The following is a 16,748-nucleotide window of genomic DNA, read 5'->3' as shown; positions in this document are numbered from 1 at the left end:
ATGACGATCTCGACGTGTGAGTAGCGGTTGACCAATCAGGGCATGACTGTCTGACCCGCTGGCTGGGAATGGAAGTGAATATACAGCCCACGCAGCAGATCTGGTTACCTCCTGAGCCCTGGCGATACTTTGACTATACCGAATGAGATTTCAGTTGCCTTGCTCTCCCGCTGCATTAGTTGATGCGTGACCGAAGCGTACACACAGAGGAGACAAAGTTAGTCGACGGCGATATAGCGCCTCTGGCGTCAGCAAGCAGATTTAGTTCGGAATAAACAAATAAGACTGGAATTCAAGCCGACTAAAACGGCCCAAGACGGTACAACAGCGATTGAAACTGAGCGTATAGTTCACAAGCGGAGATGAGTCGCTGATCGAAGGGGCCTCAAACCGATGCATTAGCCACTCTAACAACGGAATCTGATAGGCGAACTCGACACGAGCGTCAAGCTATCCAGCCATTCAGATTGCTACAGAAGGGAGCGTTTCACAGGGTGTCCCTGAGAAGGACTGGATGCCCGTCACCGCTCGAGTATTCAGATAGAGCGCATCTGAACTACAGTTCCGTATTAATGGGCTTTTTGTGCCATTTCTAGGCTAAACCATATCTCCACAACGTAGTGCAGCAGCGATAGTAGCCTTCGATATATGTGAACACTATTTACTCCGGGCGGCCGCAGACTCTAAATTGACCTCGATGATGTTTGCTGCCTCCATCACTAACTCCGGAAGGTCACTGTTGAGGTATTCACCGGACAGCCGCATTTTCGGTGCGGTTACACTGATCGCACCACAAACTGCTCCGTCCACGTCCTGTATCGGAGCGCCCACGGAGCGCATACCCCGGATTTCCTCCTCATCGTTTATCGCGTACCCCTTCCTTCGAATTTCTGCGAGTCTCTCGCGCAGTTCGTCTGGATCAGTAATCGTTTTTTCTGTCTGCTGAACGAGTTCTTCACTGGCCAGTATATCAGTGACTTGGGCTTCATCGAAATGTGCCAGCAGCGCTTTTCCCGTCGCAGTACAGTGGAGATATTGTGGGGACTCTCTGGTCCGCCGTTGATAATCCATGGCTACCGTTTCTCCTCCATTATGCTCGTACAGTGTTACCTCCCTGTTCCGGTACGCAACTGTGAGGTGGACCCATTCACTGGTCTCTTCGGCTAACCGTTCTACTTCCTCCTTTCCGATTTGATAGAGGTCAACCCGATTCCGGACGCTCTCACTGAGTGGGACGAACCGCAGTCCCAACCGATATACGCCGTCTGATTTGTCAATAAAACCCTCTGCAACAAGTGTCTGTAGATACGTATGCAATGTACTTTTGGCAACGTCTACGTCATCACAGAGGTCCGCAAGTGTCACTTCAGACTGAGACTGAATCTCGCGCAGGATATCGCTCGCAGTCTGAATCGACTTGATCTGTCGAGTTGCAGTCGGCGGTTCGCGTTCAGTCATATGTTGAGTCTCGTTTATCAGGTTATATGATTTTGGTATATCGAACGTACCGTTTGTCGGTGCGACCGCTTTCGACAGCACATACTGATCCGACCGGTATGATCGCTCAGTAAGGTGGACTCCGCAGTCCAGCGCAATCTGACCCAGAAACAGTTTCGCGACCGCTCTCTACATGAACTTTTATTAATGACGCTGTCAATGGAGCAAACGATATGCGCTGTTGGACAAGTCGGCATAGTCGCCAAGCTAGCCGTATACCGACTGAGAAGTCGCTTCAAAGCATACACGTCGGAAAACTGAATGCACACGCACACTGCTGGGAAGAAAACGATACAGACAATAAGTAATCGACTCAATAAGAATGAGCTCCGAATTCGACATCAAGTTGTACGACGATATTGATCCCGAAGACCGACCCTCTCTGGGAGAGGCGCTGATACCGATTATCGGGATGCTAACCGCGCTGGGCATTGGTATCGGCATCTATGGACTTGACCCGCAGTTCCCACTCCTCTGGGGCATTGCATTCACTGGGCTGTTCAGTTACTACCGGTTCGATATATCCTGGGACGAGATGTACTCCGGGATTACACATACGCTGCTAATGGGCATTCAGGTCGTGTTTATCCTGTTTATCGTCTACGCTCTCATCTCGACCTGGATACAGGCCGGAACGATTCCGACGCTCATGTACTACGGGCTTGACCTGCTGCACCCGATAGTGTTCCTGCCGCTCACGGCGATCATTACTGCAGCGATAACGTTTGCCATCGGCTCATCATGGACCGCAGCGGGGACGCTCGGTGTTGCCTTCATAGGCATCGGATCGGGACTCGGACTCCCTGAACCGATGACCGCGGGCGCAATCCTCACAGGTGCATACACGGGAGACAAACAGTCACCACTCTCGGACACGACAAACCTCGCTTCGGCGGTGACAAACACTGACCTGTACGACCATATCAATGCCATGCGGGCAGGGACTTTCCTGGCCTTCTCTATTGCCGTCGTCCTGTACGCCGGTCTCGGCATCCGCGCGTCAGGAGCGATTCCCGTGGACCGCATCGCCGAGATACAGACGGCGCTCACGGGCTCGTTCACGATCTCTCCGCTCGCTTTCTTCCCGCTTCTCGTCACATTTGGGCTGGCGATATACGGTATCTCCGCGATTCCAGCTCTTGGTGCTGGTGTCTTTGCCGGTGCGATTACATCGGCCGTGCTTCAGGGGAACTCGTTCACATCGGTCTGGACCGTCGCACAGAGCGGAACAAGCCCGGAAACAGGGATGGAGCTCGTGAACGGCCTCCTCGCAAGCGGTGGGATGGTCGGCGGTGCATGGGCCGTAACAATTGCCATCGCCGCACTCGCACTGGGTGGCCTGTTCGAATGCACTGGGATTATCGCTGTCCTGGCACATCACCTCGGCCAGCTCAGTGACAGCGTCGGTAGCCTCACCGGAATCACGGTCCTGTCATCAGTCTCGATGAATGTCCTTGCGGCAGAACAGTATATCAGTATCGTTGTTCCCGGCGTGACGCTCGGGAGCCTCTACGAAGAGAAGGGCCTCAAGACCGAAAATCTCTCCCGGGCAATTGAGTCCTCTGGCACCGTCACGAGCGCGCTCATTCCGTGGAATAGCGGCGCGGTGTTCATGGCCGGAACGCTTGGCGTCAGTACGTTCCAGTACGCCCCCTACTACTTCTTGGGCTTCCTTTCGCCGCTTATCCTCATTCTCATGGGAGTTACCGGCTGGCAAATCACGTATACCGAGACCGAGGCTGACAGCCAGACACCGAGTAATATGGCTGCGCCGGCAGATAGTGACTGAGCGCACCGCCCGGCGATAGCGGGTAAGTACCCCGGACCTCACTGCGATTCGGAATCACAGGCACCATTCGAGTCCACCGAACCAGATATACTCACTCATTGGTGACAAGGCCCGACGCCCTCGAATATCTAAACCGAAATAGGTAAGAAATACCTTTAAAAGCCCGGGCACAAATATAAAAATAGCTATTTATATACGTATACTACAAAACTATAAAAAATAACTATCGATACAAGGTTATTCAGCCCAATTCTGGGTGCATACTCTTGCCGACGCTGGGAGACATGGATGCGAAAATCCCTGCATGGGGGCGTACGACTGTCACATCGAAACGGCTGAACACCCGGAATTGGGGGGCGATTGACCACTGAAGCGCAGTTCACGATGTTCTGTAACGCTAGGTCCTCTCGTTAGGTGAGCTCAGACCACTCCCACACGGTCGGTCTGCCAGCAGCCTCGGAACTCGCCGACGGACTGCACTGATAGACCGAACTCGTACGTGGTCGTTCGTCCATCCGGCCCCGTAATCGTCACCCGCTGTTCAGCGTAGTTTTCGTTTCGCTCGACAGGCCCTTGCACAGCCTCTCCGAAGTCGATTATCGGGCGGTACTGCGGTGACTCGACCATGGCTATAAATCGGTCCAGTGGCCCAGTCGAGCGGCGGTTGGCTGGGGAGGCGAAGTTGTACGCCGTCATAATACCCGCGTTCTCAAACGGGTCGTCGTTCGTTTTTAGCGCATCGACTTGGAGGGCAACAGCATCACCAGGGCTGTATGTCTCGCTGGACGTTGGAAGGCCAGTCACCGGATGCTCGTCTTCAGACATTGATATCGTAGGTGCCGTGTGTCTCTGAAACAGGGGCTATACCAGCATGAATGGCACGGCTGATCGGCTACAAACCCGGATATCGACGGGCGTTTGTGTTCCCGGCAGCTAGAACTGGCGACTGCGATCATGGCCGAACTGAGGGACGTACTTATCGAAACCATGTTGCTCGACGAGGAGCGGTTTCGCCAGCGGCTTCCGGGCCTTGTCGAAACACACCAGCTCCGGACTGTCGATCCACACCCTGCCGACGAGTCGCCGGCAGACATTCTTCAGAACCTCGATACGCTCAAGCTCGGCTCTGTGACGCCCTTCGAGCGAGAGATTATCGCGAAAATGGTGCGACTTGGGACGGCACCGATGGGCCTGACACTCACCGGGCCTGCATACCAAGATAATCCGCTCAGATATGCGACACAGACGTTCAGAGAAATGTCGGGCTACTCGCTGACCGCACTCCGCGGCGAGAATCTCCGCCTCCTGCAAGGGCCGGCAACGGACCCAGAGTCGGTCGCGACACTTCAGGAGGGGATCGACATCTGGGAACAGCGGACCGTCGAACTATGGAACTACCGGGCGGATGGCACACGCTTCAAAAACCGAGTGACGATAATTCCACTCACCGGTCCCGACGGCTCCATCACGAACTGGCTCGGTGTACAGAAAGCCATCGGCACGGCAGATAGCTAACCGTCGGTGGCACGACTCGGCGATACGTCCGACCTCGGGTGCCTATTCAGCTTGCAGTGTAGAGGAGATACGCCAGCGTCGCCGTCATCCCGGCAACAATCAGTAACACCCATCCAGTCAGCCGGACACGGTGTCCGTACTCACCCAAATCACCGTCGTCGGTTCCGAGTATCGTGACAAGCCGACTCGGGTGTCTGAACGGACTCGGTGGTTTTGGGTCAGGAAGTCGCCGGCGGAGCTGCCGGTACTCGGTGAACGACCAGACGCCGTACAGACACAGTGAGATGATCATCCCGACCCAGAAGCTGAACCCCACGAGCATCGGGAGCCCGACCGGTCCCAGAAGTTCTGCCTGAATCGCCTGTGGCGAGCCGCCGAAGTCACCGGTGGTGTTCAACAGGCCGAAAACTAACACGACCAGCGAGAGCCAGAAACCGATGAAACAGACACCGAGTCCCTGTTTCGATAGCCGGTGGATTGTCTCGCCGTGGCTGTCAACCCACGTCTCGCGTGGCGCTGGCTGCACCTCGCTTGCCGGACGGAGCTCCTGTTGGCCCGGGTTCTTCGCCCCCAGCCCGGCCAGCACCCCGATAACGGAGAGGAAACCGCCGGCGGCGATGGCTTGCAGCGGCCACGGCGTCCGCTCTCGAATCAGGAACGCGTCGTCCGGGTCGGCTGGTGAAACGTACGCGCGGGCCGTCGTACCCGGCTCGTAGGACTCGACCACCGACTCCGCCCTCGACCGGTCGGAGTAGGTCCGTACGCCCGTACTCGGGAACACCTGCTCGCTGGTGTACGTCTCCCCCTGATACTGGTACGTGTAGCGTATCTCCGGCTCGTAGTCGATTCCACGTCCGCCGTCCATTCGATCGACACTGGAGTCGGTGATGGTTGCCTGCACGGGGACGGCGTTGTCGACCGCCTGTAACTGCTGGACGTAGTCGTACCCTCCGAAGCCGAGAAGCCCAACGGCGAGGAGCAACAGAAGCGCACTCCTCTGTGAGAGGTGGAGGGTCGTGATTCCGAGCGGGACCTTCATCTCAGTACACAGTATCGTGTTGCCCTCGTATGAGAGTCACGCTCGAAACAGAACGCTTCATGGCTCGGTCGCACTTTATCTGGGGCAACCGAACCCGCACGTCATCAGTCGTCTACCTTTCCGTCGCGTCGGTCACGGTCCCTGGCTTCCGGGTCCCGCTCTGCCGGCTCACCGTGCCCGCCACCACCGGGCGTTCGGACGGAGACGGTCGTCCCGGCCGCGACGTCAACGGAGGCCTTCGCGGGGACCGGCTCGCCGTCGACCAGATTCTCCCCTGTCGCGCCGTCTTCGCCGCCGTCGATTCCAGCGGGGGCCGTCCGCCGGCGCTCCGTCAGCAGTGACACGGTAGCATCTGTCTCGACGGTGACGGTGCGTTCGAGTCCCAACCCTCCGCGGTATCGGCCGTCGCCGCCGCTTGACGGACGGAGTGCATACTGCTCGACCCGGAGCGGATACTCGGTTTCCATCGCTTCGACGGGCGTGTTGAGCGTGTTCGTCATTCCGACCTGCACGCCATCCATCCCGTCCTTTTCGGGCCGGGCACCGAACCCACCGCCGATCGTCTCGTAATACGTGAAATCGCCGGTCCGGTCGCCGATGATGAGGTTGTTCATCGTTCCCTGTCCACCGGCGGGAACCCTGTCGGGGACGGCCGTGGCGAGCGCCGCCAGCGTGACATCCATGACGCGCTGGCTCGTCTCGACGTTGCCACCGACGACCGCGGCTGGCGCGTCCGGGTTGAGCACTGACCCTTCGGGTGCGGACACGGACACCGGCTCGTAACAGCCGTGGTTCGGCGGAATCTCCGGGTCGGTTATCGCTCGGACGACGAAGTAGACCGCGCTCTTCGCGACCGAGAGCGGCGCGTTCAGGTTGCCTGTCACCTGCTCGGCAGTCCCGGCGAAGTCGACAGCTATCGAGGCCCCATCGATGGTGACGGCCACCTCGATCGGGATGTTATCGTCGGTCACGCCGTCGCCTTCGAGGATATCCTGCGCTCGATACGTCCCGTCCGGGAGCGCGTCGAGTTCAGCCTCGACCCGCTCGCGGGAGTACTCGATGACGGCATCGAACGCGTCGAGCAGGGTCGGCCCGTGTTCCGCCAGGAGGTCACCGATCCGTTCCTCGGCCCGTTCGTTCGCGGCGCGCTGGGCCCGGAGGTCCGCCTCGCGTTCGTCCGGTGTCCGGACGTTGGCACGGATGAGGTCGTGGACCGCATCGTTGGGCTCGCCGCCGTCGACGAGTCGAACCGCCGGCAATCGGAGGCCTTCCTCGTAAATCTCCTGTGCGCCCGGTGGCATGCTCCCCGGTGAACTCCCGCCCACGTCGGCGTGGTGGGCTCGCGAGACTGCGTACCCGATGATCTCGTCGTTGGGCGCAATCGTCGAGACGAGCGTGATGTCCGGGAGGTGTGTCCCGCCCGCGAACGGGTCGTTGACGATGAACACGTCGCCCGGCTTCGGGTCCTTCTGGAGGACGATATCCACCGCATCGGGCATCGCGCCGAGGTGGACCGGGATGTGTTCGGCCTGCGCGACCATCCGACCGGACGCGTCAAAGAGCGCCGTCGAACAGTCCTGTCGCTCCTTGATGTTCGGGGAGTACGCCCCGCGGATGAGCACATGTCCCATCTCGGTTGCAACGCTCTCCAGTTGGTTCCTGAGGATCTCCAGCGTTACGGGGTCGATCACCTCCTGTTCGTCACTCGGTGTGGTAGCTTCGTCGTTCATTCGTCGCTCACCTCTGCTGTCAGCGTCCCGTCATCGCGAACCCGGACGTTCCAGGCCGGTGGGATGACGATTGTGCTCTCATCGCCCTCGACAATCGCGGGGCCGTCGATTTCGTCCTGTGGTGGCAGTTTCGTTCGCTCGTAAACCGGGGTTTCGCGGACATCGCCGGCGAACACCGCCTCGCGAGACCCCTTCCGTGGGTCGCCACCGGCATCGTACTCGACCGGCGGCGCGTTCCGTTCGACGGTCGTCGTCACGCGACAGTTCACCAGTTCGACGGACTCGTCCGCTCGATAGCCGTACGCGGACTCGTGGGCTGCGCCGAAGCGCTCGCGGGCGTCCGCGGTGTCGAACGGCCGGTCGACGTCCACGGTGAGTTCGAAGCTCTGGCCGGCGTACCGGAGGTCGGCTGAGTGTCGCACTGTCGCCGCCTCGCGGTCGCTGACTTCAGCCAGTAGCTCTTCGGACAACCCCTCGTAGACGGCGTCGACATCGTCGGGGTCGACCGCGTCGAGCGAACGCTGATACGTCCGTACTGCGTCGCGCTTCTCGTCGGCTGCGAGCAGGCCGTAAGCCGATAACACGCCTGAAGCGCGTGGAATCACCACCCGGTCGATATCGAGGCTGTCCGCGATGGACGCCGCGTGCATCGGCCCGGCACCCCCGAACGCAGCGAGCCCGAACTTCCGCGGGTCGTACCCGCGCTCGACGGTCACAGAGCGGATCGCCCTGGTCATGTTCGCGTTCGCGACGCGATAGACGCCACGGGCGGCTTCCAGTGGGCTGTCGAGACCCGCCTCGTCGGCGAGGTTCGCAAGCGTGTTGTACGCCGCATCCGCATCGAGCGACAGTTCGCCACCCAGACTGGTGCTTTCTCCGATGTAGCCCAGCACGAGGTTCGCGTCGGTGACGGTCGGCTCAGTGCCGCCCTTCCCGTAGCAGGCCGGGCCGGGGTTCGCTCCGGCGGAGCGTGGCCCGATGCGGAGTGCGCCCCCGGCGTCGACCCAGGCGATGGACCCGCCACCTGCGCCGACTGTCTCGACGTCGACCATCGGCGTCTTGATCGGCCGCTCGTTGATGACGCCCTCCGTGGTCCGTTCGGCCTCGCCGTCGCGGACGAGACTCACGTCGCTAGAGGTCCCGCCCATATCGAACGTGACCAGCCCGTCCTGTTCGTCGGCCGCCATCGACCCTGCCCCCACGACGCCGGCGGCAGGGCCCGAGAGAACCGTCGTCACGGCGTTCCGCCTGACGGTATCGGCGTCGGTGATGCCGCCGTTGGCCTGCATGATACGGGGCTGTGGGACTCCAAGCTCCCGAGCACGGTCGGTGAGGTGACTGACGTAGTGGTCGATCGCCGGCCGTACGTACGCGTCGACGGCCGTCGTCGAGGTTCGTTCGTACTCGCGGAACTCGGCGAGGACTTCGTGGGAAGCCGAGACGGGAACGTCGAGTTCGTCCCGCAGGATGTCTGCGACGTGCTGTTCGTTTTCAGGGTGCGCGTACGCGTGCAAGAGCGAGACGGCGACGGATTCGACATCTATCTCGCGTAACTGCGCGGCGATTGCCCGGACTTCGGCCTCGTCGACGGGCTGTTCGATACCGTCGGTGGTCGTCCGTTCGGACACTTCGAAGCGTCGGCGTCTGGGAACCAGCAGTGTCGGCTTTTCCGCGGACAGGTCGTACAGCGACGGGCGGTCCTGACGGCCGATTTCCAGCACGTCCCGGAACCCTTCGGTCGTGACGAGCGCGGTCTTTGCGCCGTCCTCTTCGAGAAGTGCGTTGACCGAGACGGTCATCGCGTGAGAGAACTCGCTGACGGTCTCCGGGTCGATGTCGGCCGCCGCGCAGGCCTTCTCGATCCCGGCGATCACGCCCTCGCTCTGGTCTTCAGTGCTCGGGACCTTCGCGGTCACGAGGTCGCCATCGAGCGACAGCGTCACATCAGTGAAAGTTCCACCGACGTCCACACCGATCCGCCTGTCCCCCATCTACAGCACCCCCGCAACGCTGAGAAGTGTTCGAACCCCGAGCCACACGACGATGAGCGTCACGATAGCGCCGAGGGCGTTCGCTATCGACCCGTTCGTGTACTCACCGAGGAGGTCCCGCTGGTTCATCGCGTATATCAGGAACACCGCGACGATCGGCAATAAAATCCCGTTGACCACCTGTGCGAACACGATGATCTGGACGGGACTGCCACCCAGCAACACCGAAAGCACTCCGACACCGAGGATGGTCCCCCAGACGGCACGGAACTGTGTGCTCTGCATATCTGAATCCCAGCCTAACGCACCTGTGGTCGCCCACGCGCCCGCAAGCGGTGCTGTCGTTGCGCTCGTGAACCCAGCGGCGAAGATGCCGATGCTGAAGAACAGTTCGGCGTACGGCCCGGCAATGGGTCGGAGCTGTTCGGCCATCCGGCCGATATCGCTGATCTGTGTTCCGGGCTCGAATGCTGCGGCCGCGGTCACCATGATCGTAATCGTGATGACGCCGCCTGCGACGATAGACAGCACCGTGTCGATACGCGAGTGGCCGATATCCTCGGGACCGCTCCACCGCTCCTGAACGTTACTCGCGTGCAGGAACAGGTTGTACCCGACGATGGTCGTCCCGATGAGGCCGGTGATGAGGTACAGTGACCCCGAGGGGATACCGGGGACGAACCCCATCGCAATCGCACCGGGATCGGGACCGATGAGGATCGCCGACGCCACGAACGAGACCGCCATCACGGCGACCAGCCCAATGAGCGCTCGTTCGATCAGCTTATAGCGCCCAGTGTAGAGCAGGAGTCCGGCGACGAGTCCCATCACGACGCCCCACACCGTCGAGTCGATACCCGTGATTGTCGCGAGCCCTGCGGCACCGCCGAGGATGTTTCCGGCCTCGTAGGCGGCGGTCCCGACGCCGATCGCGCCGACAACGAGGAACATACTCACGTATTCGACGATCTGATTGTCGAACCGCTCCCGGAGTGCTTCACCGAGTCCTTCGCCCGAGACGAGGCCCAGTCGGGCACTCATCTCCTGGAGAACGATCGTCGCAACGATCGAGAAGACCATTGTCCACAGAAGCGCGTAGCCGAACTCCGCCCCGGTGACGCTCGCAGTCGTGACCGTGCCTGGGCCGATGAACGCGGCGGCGACCATCGCTCCCGGGCCGACGGCTTTGAGTCGTTTTGTAATGCTCATGATTGTTGGTTTTGATAGCCACTGTCACGGTCCCAGCAGGTAATCAAAAACATTGTTAAGACCTGTGTGTGACCGGAACATCGGTCGTATGAACTCTGTGTACGCGTCACTAGATGTGTGAACAAGTATGCAACACTCCACCACCGGATTCGAGTCGGTTTGCGTCCCGGGCGGGGGGTATTCACGGTTCCCGCTCTCGCAACAGTACTTTCGAAACGCTCTCTTCGATTTCGATTTCGAACGGGAGGTCGGTGATGCTACCGCGGATGAACCGGATCATCAACCATCGCACCGACTCGGATGGGAAAACAACGTGGAAACTCCCTTTTTCGTCCCGTCGAACGGTCAGGAACCCACACAGCGAGAGCCATTCGAGAACGTCTTCGAGCGAATCGAACCGCTCGGCGTACTCCTGGGCGTGGTATTGGGCTACCTGATCGATCATTTCGAGAACCCCCTCGTCACGTTGTGCTGGATCACTAAACTGGCTCAGGAGTGCGTGCAGCAAGTCGATGTCCAGAAGCACATGTTCGCCCGTCGAGAGCATCTCGTAGTACGTCTGGAGGTGGTCGCTGTCGCTTGCGTGCGCCGAGTCGAAGTTCGCCGCGTAGAACGCGATTGCCTCGCGGATCAGTTGGCTTTGACTTTCCCCAGTTCGGTCGGTCAGCCCCTCTAACGTCTCCTTGGTCTCCTCGTCGAGAGAGACGGTGACGCGGTCGGTTGGCATAGTGCCCCTCGTCGCTGGACGGCCTTAATATCGTGTCGTTTGGTGACAGAGCGCTCTCGGACCCGTCAGCGACGCGTGACTGGCCGTGGTCTGGGACTCGCCTATGGCCAGGTGCCGCTCTGCTCGCCGGCGTTCATGACCCGCTGGAGTGCGACGACGTACGCGGCGGTCCGGAGCGACGGGAGGTTCCGTTCCTCGTAGGCGTCGACGAGGTTCCCGAACTGCTCGACGATGATCGAATCCAGTTCCTCGTTCACGCGCTCTTCGGACCAGTAGAAGCGCTGTCGGTTCTGGACCCACTCGAAGTACGACACGATGACGCCGCCTGCGTTCGCGAGGATATCTGGAATGACCAGCGTCTCGCGGTCGCTGAGAACGTCGTCCGCTGCGGGGGTAATCGGGCCGTTGGCGGCCTCAGAGATGACATCGGCGGAGATGTCATGTGCCAGGGACTCGTCGATGGCGTTCTCGAGTGCGGCCGGGATCAACAGGTCGACGTCGAGCGTGAGCAGTTCCTCGTTCGTGAGTTCCTCCGCTGCGTCCGGATAGCCGACGACGCTCCCGGTTTCGCGTTTGTAGTCCTTGACTGCGACGGGGTCGAACGACGCTTCGCTGTAGATAGCCCCGCTCGAATCGGACACGGCGACGACGTTGGCACCCATCTGGTGAATGAGTTTCGCCGCGATCCAGCCGGCGTTCCCGTAGCCCTGGACCGCGACCGTCGCGCCTTCGAGGTCCTTGTCGAGATACTCGAAGGCTTCACGCGCTGCGACGACCGTCGAACGCCCGGTCGCTTCGACGCGGCCTTCGCTGCCACCGCTTGCGAGGTCCTTCCCGGTGATGACGCCGGGTTCGGTCGTGTTTTCGAGTGTCTCGTAGGTGTCCTTGATCCAGTTCATCTCGCGCTGGCCCGTGTTGACGTCGGGTGCGGGCACGTCGCGGTCGGCCCCAATCAGTGGCGTCAGTTCCTTCGCGAACGAGCGCGTGACCCGTTCGAGTTCGCTCTCGGAATAGTTGCTCGGGTCGATGACGATGCCGCCTTTCCCGCCGCCGAGCGGGATATCGCCCGTCGCCGTCTTGTAGACCATCCACCCGGAGAGCGCCTTGACCTCGTCCCGGTCCACCTGCGGGTGATAGCGGATTCCGCCCTTGTACGGGCCGCGGTCACCGTTGAACTGTGACCGGTACGCACGGAACACCTCGACCGACCCGTCGTCCATCTCGACAGACAGGTTCGTTTCCAGTATCCGCTCGGGAGTTTTCAGCCGTTCCAGCTGTCCCTCTGAAATGTCTAAATATTGTGCTGCTGCATCTATCTGTGTCCGTAGACTCTGGTACGGATTTACATCAGACATATATCCACGGGATTCATCGAGATACCAAAAGCTATCTATTTCTACCAGGAAAATTACTATATCATTCGATATAGTAGGAACTAAAAGAGGGGCTTACAACCGCGCTTGAATCCGAATCTCTTATCCTATCTTCACATTCTTATCAAATTCTGACACAACTACGTTTCCTGTATTGTCCGTCACCCGAACAGCGGTGTTCGTATCGAGTGCCACAGCGTCCGCAACCTGTTCCGTTCCACGTACTGGAACGTCGACCCGGTCGACGTCCGGGATCAGACAGTCACGACGTTCGGCACGTTCGAGCAGGACGTCTCCGCTGGGGAAGTGCCAGACTCGCGTCACGGAACGGAACACTGGCATCGACGTCGGCGCTTCGACGTGCCTGATAGCTCTCTTCTCCGTCAAGCGACGTTGTACGTCCATCATAGCTGAGCTGAATCGGCGGGAGCTATTGTCTCGCGACTGCCCGAACGACGGGCAGGGACCGACCGTGTCGGCGTCTGTGTGATGTCCGTCATGTGTCTCCTCGAGTACCGGCCGTCGACCGATGGCACTCTATCGGAACGACCGCGGGAATAAGCAAATACTAAATTGTTTAGCAACGAAGTCCACCAGACACCAGGTGTTTACTATTGAACCCTCCATACAGAACACGGCAACCGAAACACCCCGTTCCCGACGGGTGGCGACAACTCGAACGAGCGTCCACGCATAGCGCCAGTGGTCTCAGTGATAGCTCTGTGCCCGGGAGAATCAGATGAGCGACGCCGGGAGTCCACTCGACACGGCCCAGGTTCTCGTCGTCGGTTCGGCGAATTGGACCGAGCCGTTCTCAGACGCTCTCAGCGCGAGCACCGAGGCCGCTGTTCGCACCGTTGCGACGACATCGGAAGCCCTGGATACCGTTCGGGAGCGCTCGGTCGACTGTCTCGTCACGGGCGAGACACTCGACGACGGGAGTGGCACTGATCTGGTCCGACAGCTCCGGGATTCGGCTCCGGACCTCCCGGTTGTCCTCGGAACCGCGGACGGCAACGAGGCCCTGGCAAGCGAGGCAATCCAGGCCGGCGTTTCCGACTACGTTCCCCTCACAGGGCCGGAGGGTCTGCAGATAGACGAGTTGATCCAGCGAACCGGGAGCGCGCTTCAGTCCACTCGCCGAGCGATCACACAGCGCGAACGGGCGCGGCAGTTCGACGCCGTCTTTCACGACACACAGACGGCCACCTGGGTCCTCGACCCGGATGGCTCGCTCGCCCGTGTGAATCAGACGGGACGGGCGATGATCGACGAGGACGTGGACGCGGTCATCGGTGACCTGTTCTGGACGCTGCCGTGGTGGGCACAGTCCGAGGCGACCGAACGCGACATCCGGCAGCTCGTGGAGGCCGCACGCGACGGGCAGTTCGGTAACGCAGTCGTTCACCGGCCGACCACGGCCACGGACCGCGTTATCGAGCTTTCGGTTCGGCCGGTCGAGAACGACTTCGGCGACGTCACCTCGATCGTGATCGAAGGGATAGACATCACGGAGCAGGTCACCCTCGACCGTGACCTCCGCCAGTCCGAGGAACTCCACCGGGTCACGCTCAGCAACATGACCGACACCGTCCTCATGACGAACGAGGACGGGGAGTACACCTACGTCTGCCCGAACGTCCACTTCATCTTCGGCTACACCGACGACGAGATCCGCGAGCAGGAAACTATCGACACGCTCCTCGGCGAGGACCTGTTCGACCGTGCTGAACTCGCCGAGAAGGGCGTGCTCAAGAACATCGAGTGTACCGTCACCGACAAAGCCGGCCACGAGCACACGCTGCTGGTCAACGTCCGCGAAGTCGCGATTCAGGGCGGGACACTGCTGTACAGCTGCCGGGACATCACGAAACGGAAACAGCGCGAGGAAGCGCTGGCGACGCTGCAGGAAACCGCACGGAAGTTCCTCTACACGGAGACCGATCAGGAGATCGCCCACCACATCGTCGACGACGTGCTCAGTGTGTTCGACGTCTCCGCGAGTGCCATCTACCTGCACGACGTCGAGACGAACGAGCTCCAGCCTGTCACACAGTCACAGGCGATGACCGACCACCACGGGCCGCTGCCGGCCGTCCGCACGAACGACGACACGCTTCCGAGCCACAGCTTCGTCAACGATGAGACACTCGTGTTCGACGACGTCCACACGTCGGACCGACTGGAAAACCGGGCGACCGACCTCCGGAGCGTCATGTTCATTCCGCTGGGCAACCACGGCGTGTTCGTCAGCGGCTCGACAGCCGTCGGGGTGTTCGACGACGTGACACAGGAACTCACCGACCTGCTCGCAGCGACCGCCGAGGCTGCTCTCGACCGAGTCGTCCGAGAATCTCAGCTCCGGGAACAGGACCGTGAACTCCAGCGACAGAACGAGCAACTGACCGCCCTGAATCACATCAACAACACGATTCGGGAGATAGACCAGACGATCGTCAGCGCCGAAACTCAGGAAGAGATCAACCACACTGTCTGCGAACGGCTGACTGACACGGACCGATTCAAGTTCGCGTGGATCGGGAGCGTCGATCCGGGCGGTAATACCGTCGAACCGCGAGCGTGGGCCGGCAACGAACAGGGGTATCTCGACAGTCAATCAATCGCCGTCGCGGACTCCGAGACCGAGCCCGCCGGCCAGACGGCTGCGACCGGTGAAGTGACGATGATCCCTAACGTCGCCGCCGACCTCCGGAACGCGCCGTGGCGGTCGGACGCGCTCACGCGCGACTTCCTCTCGGTGTTGAGCATCCCGCTGGTGTACAACGATCTCAGGCACGGCATTCTCACCATCTACGCGGACACGAAAGACGCGTTCGACGAGACAACGCGCACAGTGTTGCGCGAACTCGGCGAGACGATCGCCTCGGCACTCAGCGCCATCGAACGGAAACACGCGTTGCTCACGACGTCGGTGACCCGCGTCGAGTTTGGCATCGATGACGAGCGGTTCCTCCTGTCGCGACTCGCCCGGTCGGCGGGGTGTACCCTCTCCTACGAGGGCGGCATCCAGCACGCGCCGGCTGGTAACAGCGTGTTCGTCACGGTCGAAGACGCTGACGTGGAAACGGTCGCGGCGGCTGCGGCGGAGATGACGTCGATTGACGACGTGACACAGATCAGTGACGACGACACCGAGCGCGGCGTCCTGCGGCTGGAGTTGTCACAGCCGTTCCTCGCCTTAGAACTGGCCGACCACGGTGCTATCTTCCGGGAAGCGACCGCCGATCCGGACGGGACGACACTCGTCGTCGATGTGCCACAGAGCGTCGACGTTCGAAACATCGCGCAGTTGGTCGACAGCACGTTCTCCGGTGTCGAACTCAAGCGCAAGGAGACGCTCGAACGGGGTATCGAGCAGGACCGGAGTTCGGAGTTCCTCATGGACCTCACGGAGCGCCAGCTAGAAGTGATTCAGACCGCCTATTACAGCGGCTACTTCGAGTCACCGCGCACGAAGTCCGGCGAGGACATCGCGACGATGCTTGAAATCTCTCCGCCGGCGTTCTACCAGCACGTCCGGACTGTCCAGCGGAAGCTGTTCACCACATTGTTCGAAGACCGGAGTGTCTCGGGTCTGGAGTCGTGAACGGGGTTCAATAATAAACAACCTAATCAACTCCTGCTTCTTTGTTTAACCTCTGAATATTCCTTTGATGTCCTTCTATTCCTTAATCGAGTACTGACGGTCGGACACCGTCACTCGTGAATACACATGAGAGATGTAGAGCAAGACCACGACGAGGAGACACCGTACGAGTGCTTTGCGTGTGGCAAAGTCATCACTGCAGAGAGCCAACCGGAGAACTGTCAGGACTGTGGCGGTGAAATGCGAAACCGACTGACACCGCTGGAATAAC

Annotated in this window: 13 protein-coding genes; 4 read left to right on the top strand and 9 right to left on the bottom strand. The window is 60.3% G+C overall.

Features of this window, described 5'->3' with window-relative positions; genetic code table 11:
- Nucleotides 1-657: 657 nt before the first annotated feature.
- A complete protein-coding gene (locus VI234_RS12295) occupies nucleotides 658-1,458 on the bottom strand; it encodes an IclR family transcriptional regulator (RefSeq protein ID WP_336330165.1) in 801 nt (266 codons plus the stop codon).
- A 361-nt stretch (nucleotides 1,459-1,819) separates the two neighbouring features.
- Here VI234_RS12295 and arcD point away from each other — a divergent pair, with 361 nt between their 5' ends.
- Nucleotides 1,820-3,286, top strand: a complete 1,467-nt coding sequence (gene arcD / locus VI234_RS12290) for an arginine/ornithine antiporter ArcD (RefSeq protein WP_008311748.1) — start codon at nucleotides 1,820-1,822, stop codon at nucleotides 3,284-3,286.
- Nucleotides 3,287-3,706: 420 nt separating this feature from the next.
- Here the strand turns inward: arcD and VI234_RS12285 are convergent, their stop codons facing one another.
- The gene (locus tag VI234_RS12285) at nucleotides 3,707-4,111 is read right to left on the bottom strand and encodes a DUF4864 domain-containing protein (RefSeq protein ID WP_336330164.1); all 405 of its coding nucleotides are present in this window, start codon (nucleotides 4,109-4,111) and stop codon (nucleotides 3,707-3,709) included.
- Nucleotides 4,112-4,240: 129 nt separating this feature from the next.
- Here VI234_RS12285 and VI234_RS12280 point away from each other — a divergent pair, with 129 nt between their 5' ends.
- The gene (locus VI234_RS12280) at nucleotides 4,241-4,801 is read left to right on the top strand and encodes a PAS domain-containing protein (RefSeq protein WP_336330163.1); all 561 of its coding nucleotides are present in this window, start codon (nucleotides 4,241-4,243) and stop codon (nucleotides 4,799-4,801) included.
- A 46-nt stretch (nucleotides 4,802-4,847) separates the two neighbouring features.
- Here VI234_RS12280 and VI234_RS12275 read toward each other — a convergent pair whose 3' ends face one another.
- The 7 genes from VI234_RS12275 to VI234_RS12245 form a co-directional block, all read right to left on the bottom strand.
- Nucleotides 4,848-5,840: a DUF3592 domain-containing protein gene (locus tag VI234_RS12275; RefSeq protein WP_336330162.1), complete on the bottom strand. Its 993-nt coding sequence runs from the start codon at nucleotides 5,838-5,840 to the stop codon at nucleotides 4,848-4,850.
- 104 nt (nucleotides 5,841-5,944) lie between these two features.
- Nucleotides 5,945-7,570, bottom strand: coding sequence for a hydantoinase B/oxoprolinase family protein (locus VI234_RS12270; RefSeq protein WP_336330161.1), 1,626 nt, complete (start codon nucleotides 7,568-7,570; stop codon nucleotides 5,945-5,947).
- On the bottom strand, nucleotides 7,567-9,561 hold the full coding sequence (locus VI234_RS12265; RefSeq protein ID WP_336330160.1) for a hydantoinase/oxoprolinase family protein: 1,995 nt from the start codon (nucleotides 9,559-9,561) through the stop codon (nucleotides 7,567-7,569). The genes VI234_RS12270 and VI234_RS12265 overlap by 4 nt, the downstream gene beginning before the upstream one ends.
- Entirely contained in the window at nucleotides 9,562-10,770 is a 1,209-nt protein-coding gene (locus tag VI234_RS12260; RefSeq protein ID WP_008311755.1) for an Nramp family divalent metal transporter, read from the bottom strand.
- Nucleotides 10,771-10,951: 181 nt separating this feature from the next.
- Nucleotides 10,952-11,497, bottom strand: a complete 546-nt coding sequence (locus tag VI234_RS12255; protein WP_008311757.1) for a ribbon-helix-helix protein, CopG family — start codon at nucleotides 11,495-11,497, stop codon at nucleotides 10,952-10,954.
- Nucleotides 11,498-11,598: 101 nt separating this feature from the next.
- Complete coding sequence (locus tag VI234_RS12250; protein ID WP_049943018.1) at nucleotides 11,599-12,852, bottom strand: Glu/Leu/Phe/Val family dehydrogenase; 1,254 nt, start codon at nucleotides 12,850-12,852, stop codon at nucleotides 11,599-11,601.
- A 120-nt stretch (nucleotides 12,853-12,972) separates the two neighbouring features.
- Nucleotides 12,973-13,275: a hypothetical protein gene (locus VI234_RS12245; RefSeq protein WP_336330159.1), complete on the bottom strand. Its 303-nt coding sequence runs from the start codon at nucleotides 13,273-13,275 to the stop codon at nucleotides 12,973-12,975.
- 334 nt (nucleotides 13,276-13,609) lie between these two features.
- Here VI234_RS12245 and VI234_RS12240 point away from each other — a divergent pair, with 334 nt between their 5' ends.
- Nucleotides 13,610-16,477, top strand: a complete 2,868-nt coding sequence (locus tag VI234_RS12240) for a bacterio-opsin activator domain-containing protein (protein ID WP_336330158.1) — start codon at nucleotides 13,610-13,612, stop codon at nucleotides 16,475-16,477.
- A gap of 126 nt (nucleotides 16,478-16,603) precedes the next feature.
- Nucleotides 16,604-16,747 carry a rubrerythrin-like domain-containing protein gene (locus VI234_RS12235; protein WP_005533309.1) on the top strand — a complete coding sequence of 48 codons (144 nt, stop codon included), beginning with the start codon at nucleotides 16,604-16,606 and terminating at the stop codon, nucleotides 16,745-16,747.
- Nucleotide 16,748 lies beyond the last annotated feature (1 nt).

The organism is Haloarcula sp. CGMCC 1.2071 (assembly GCF_037078445.1).
Lineage (GTDB): Archaea > Halobacteriota > Halobacteria > Halobacteriales > Haloarculaceae > Haloarcula > Haloarcula amylolytica.
The sequence above is the reverse complement of the archived record's forward strand: the minus strand, read 5'-3'. Positions and strand labels throughout refer to the sequence as shown.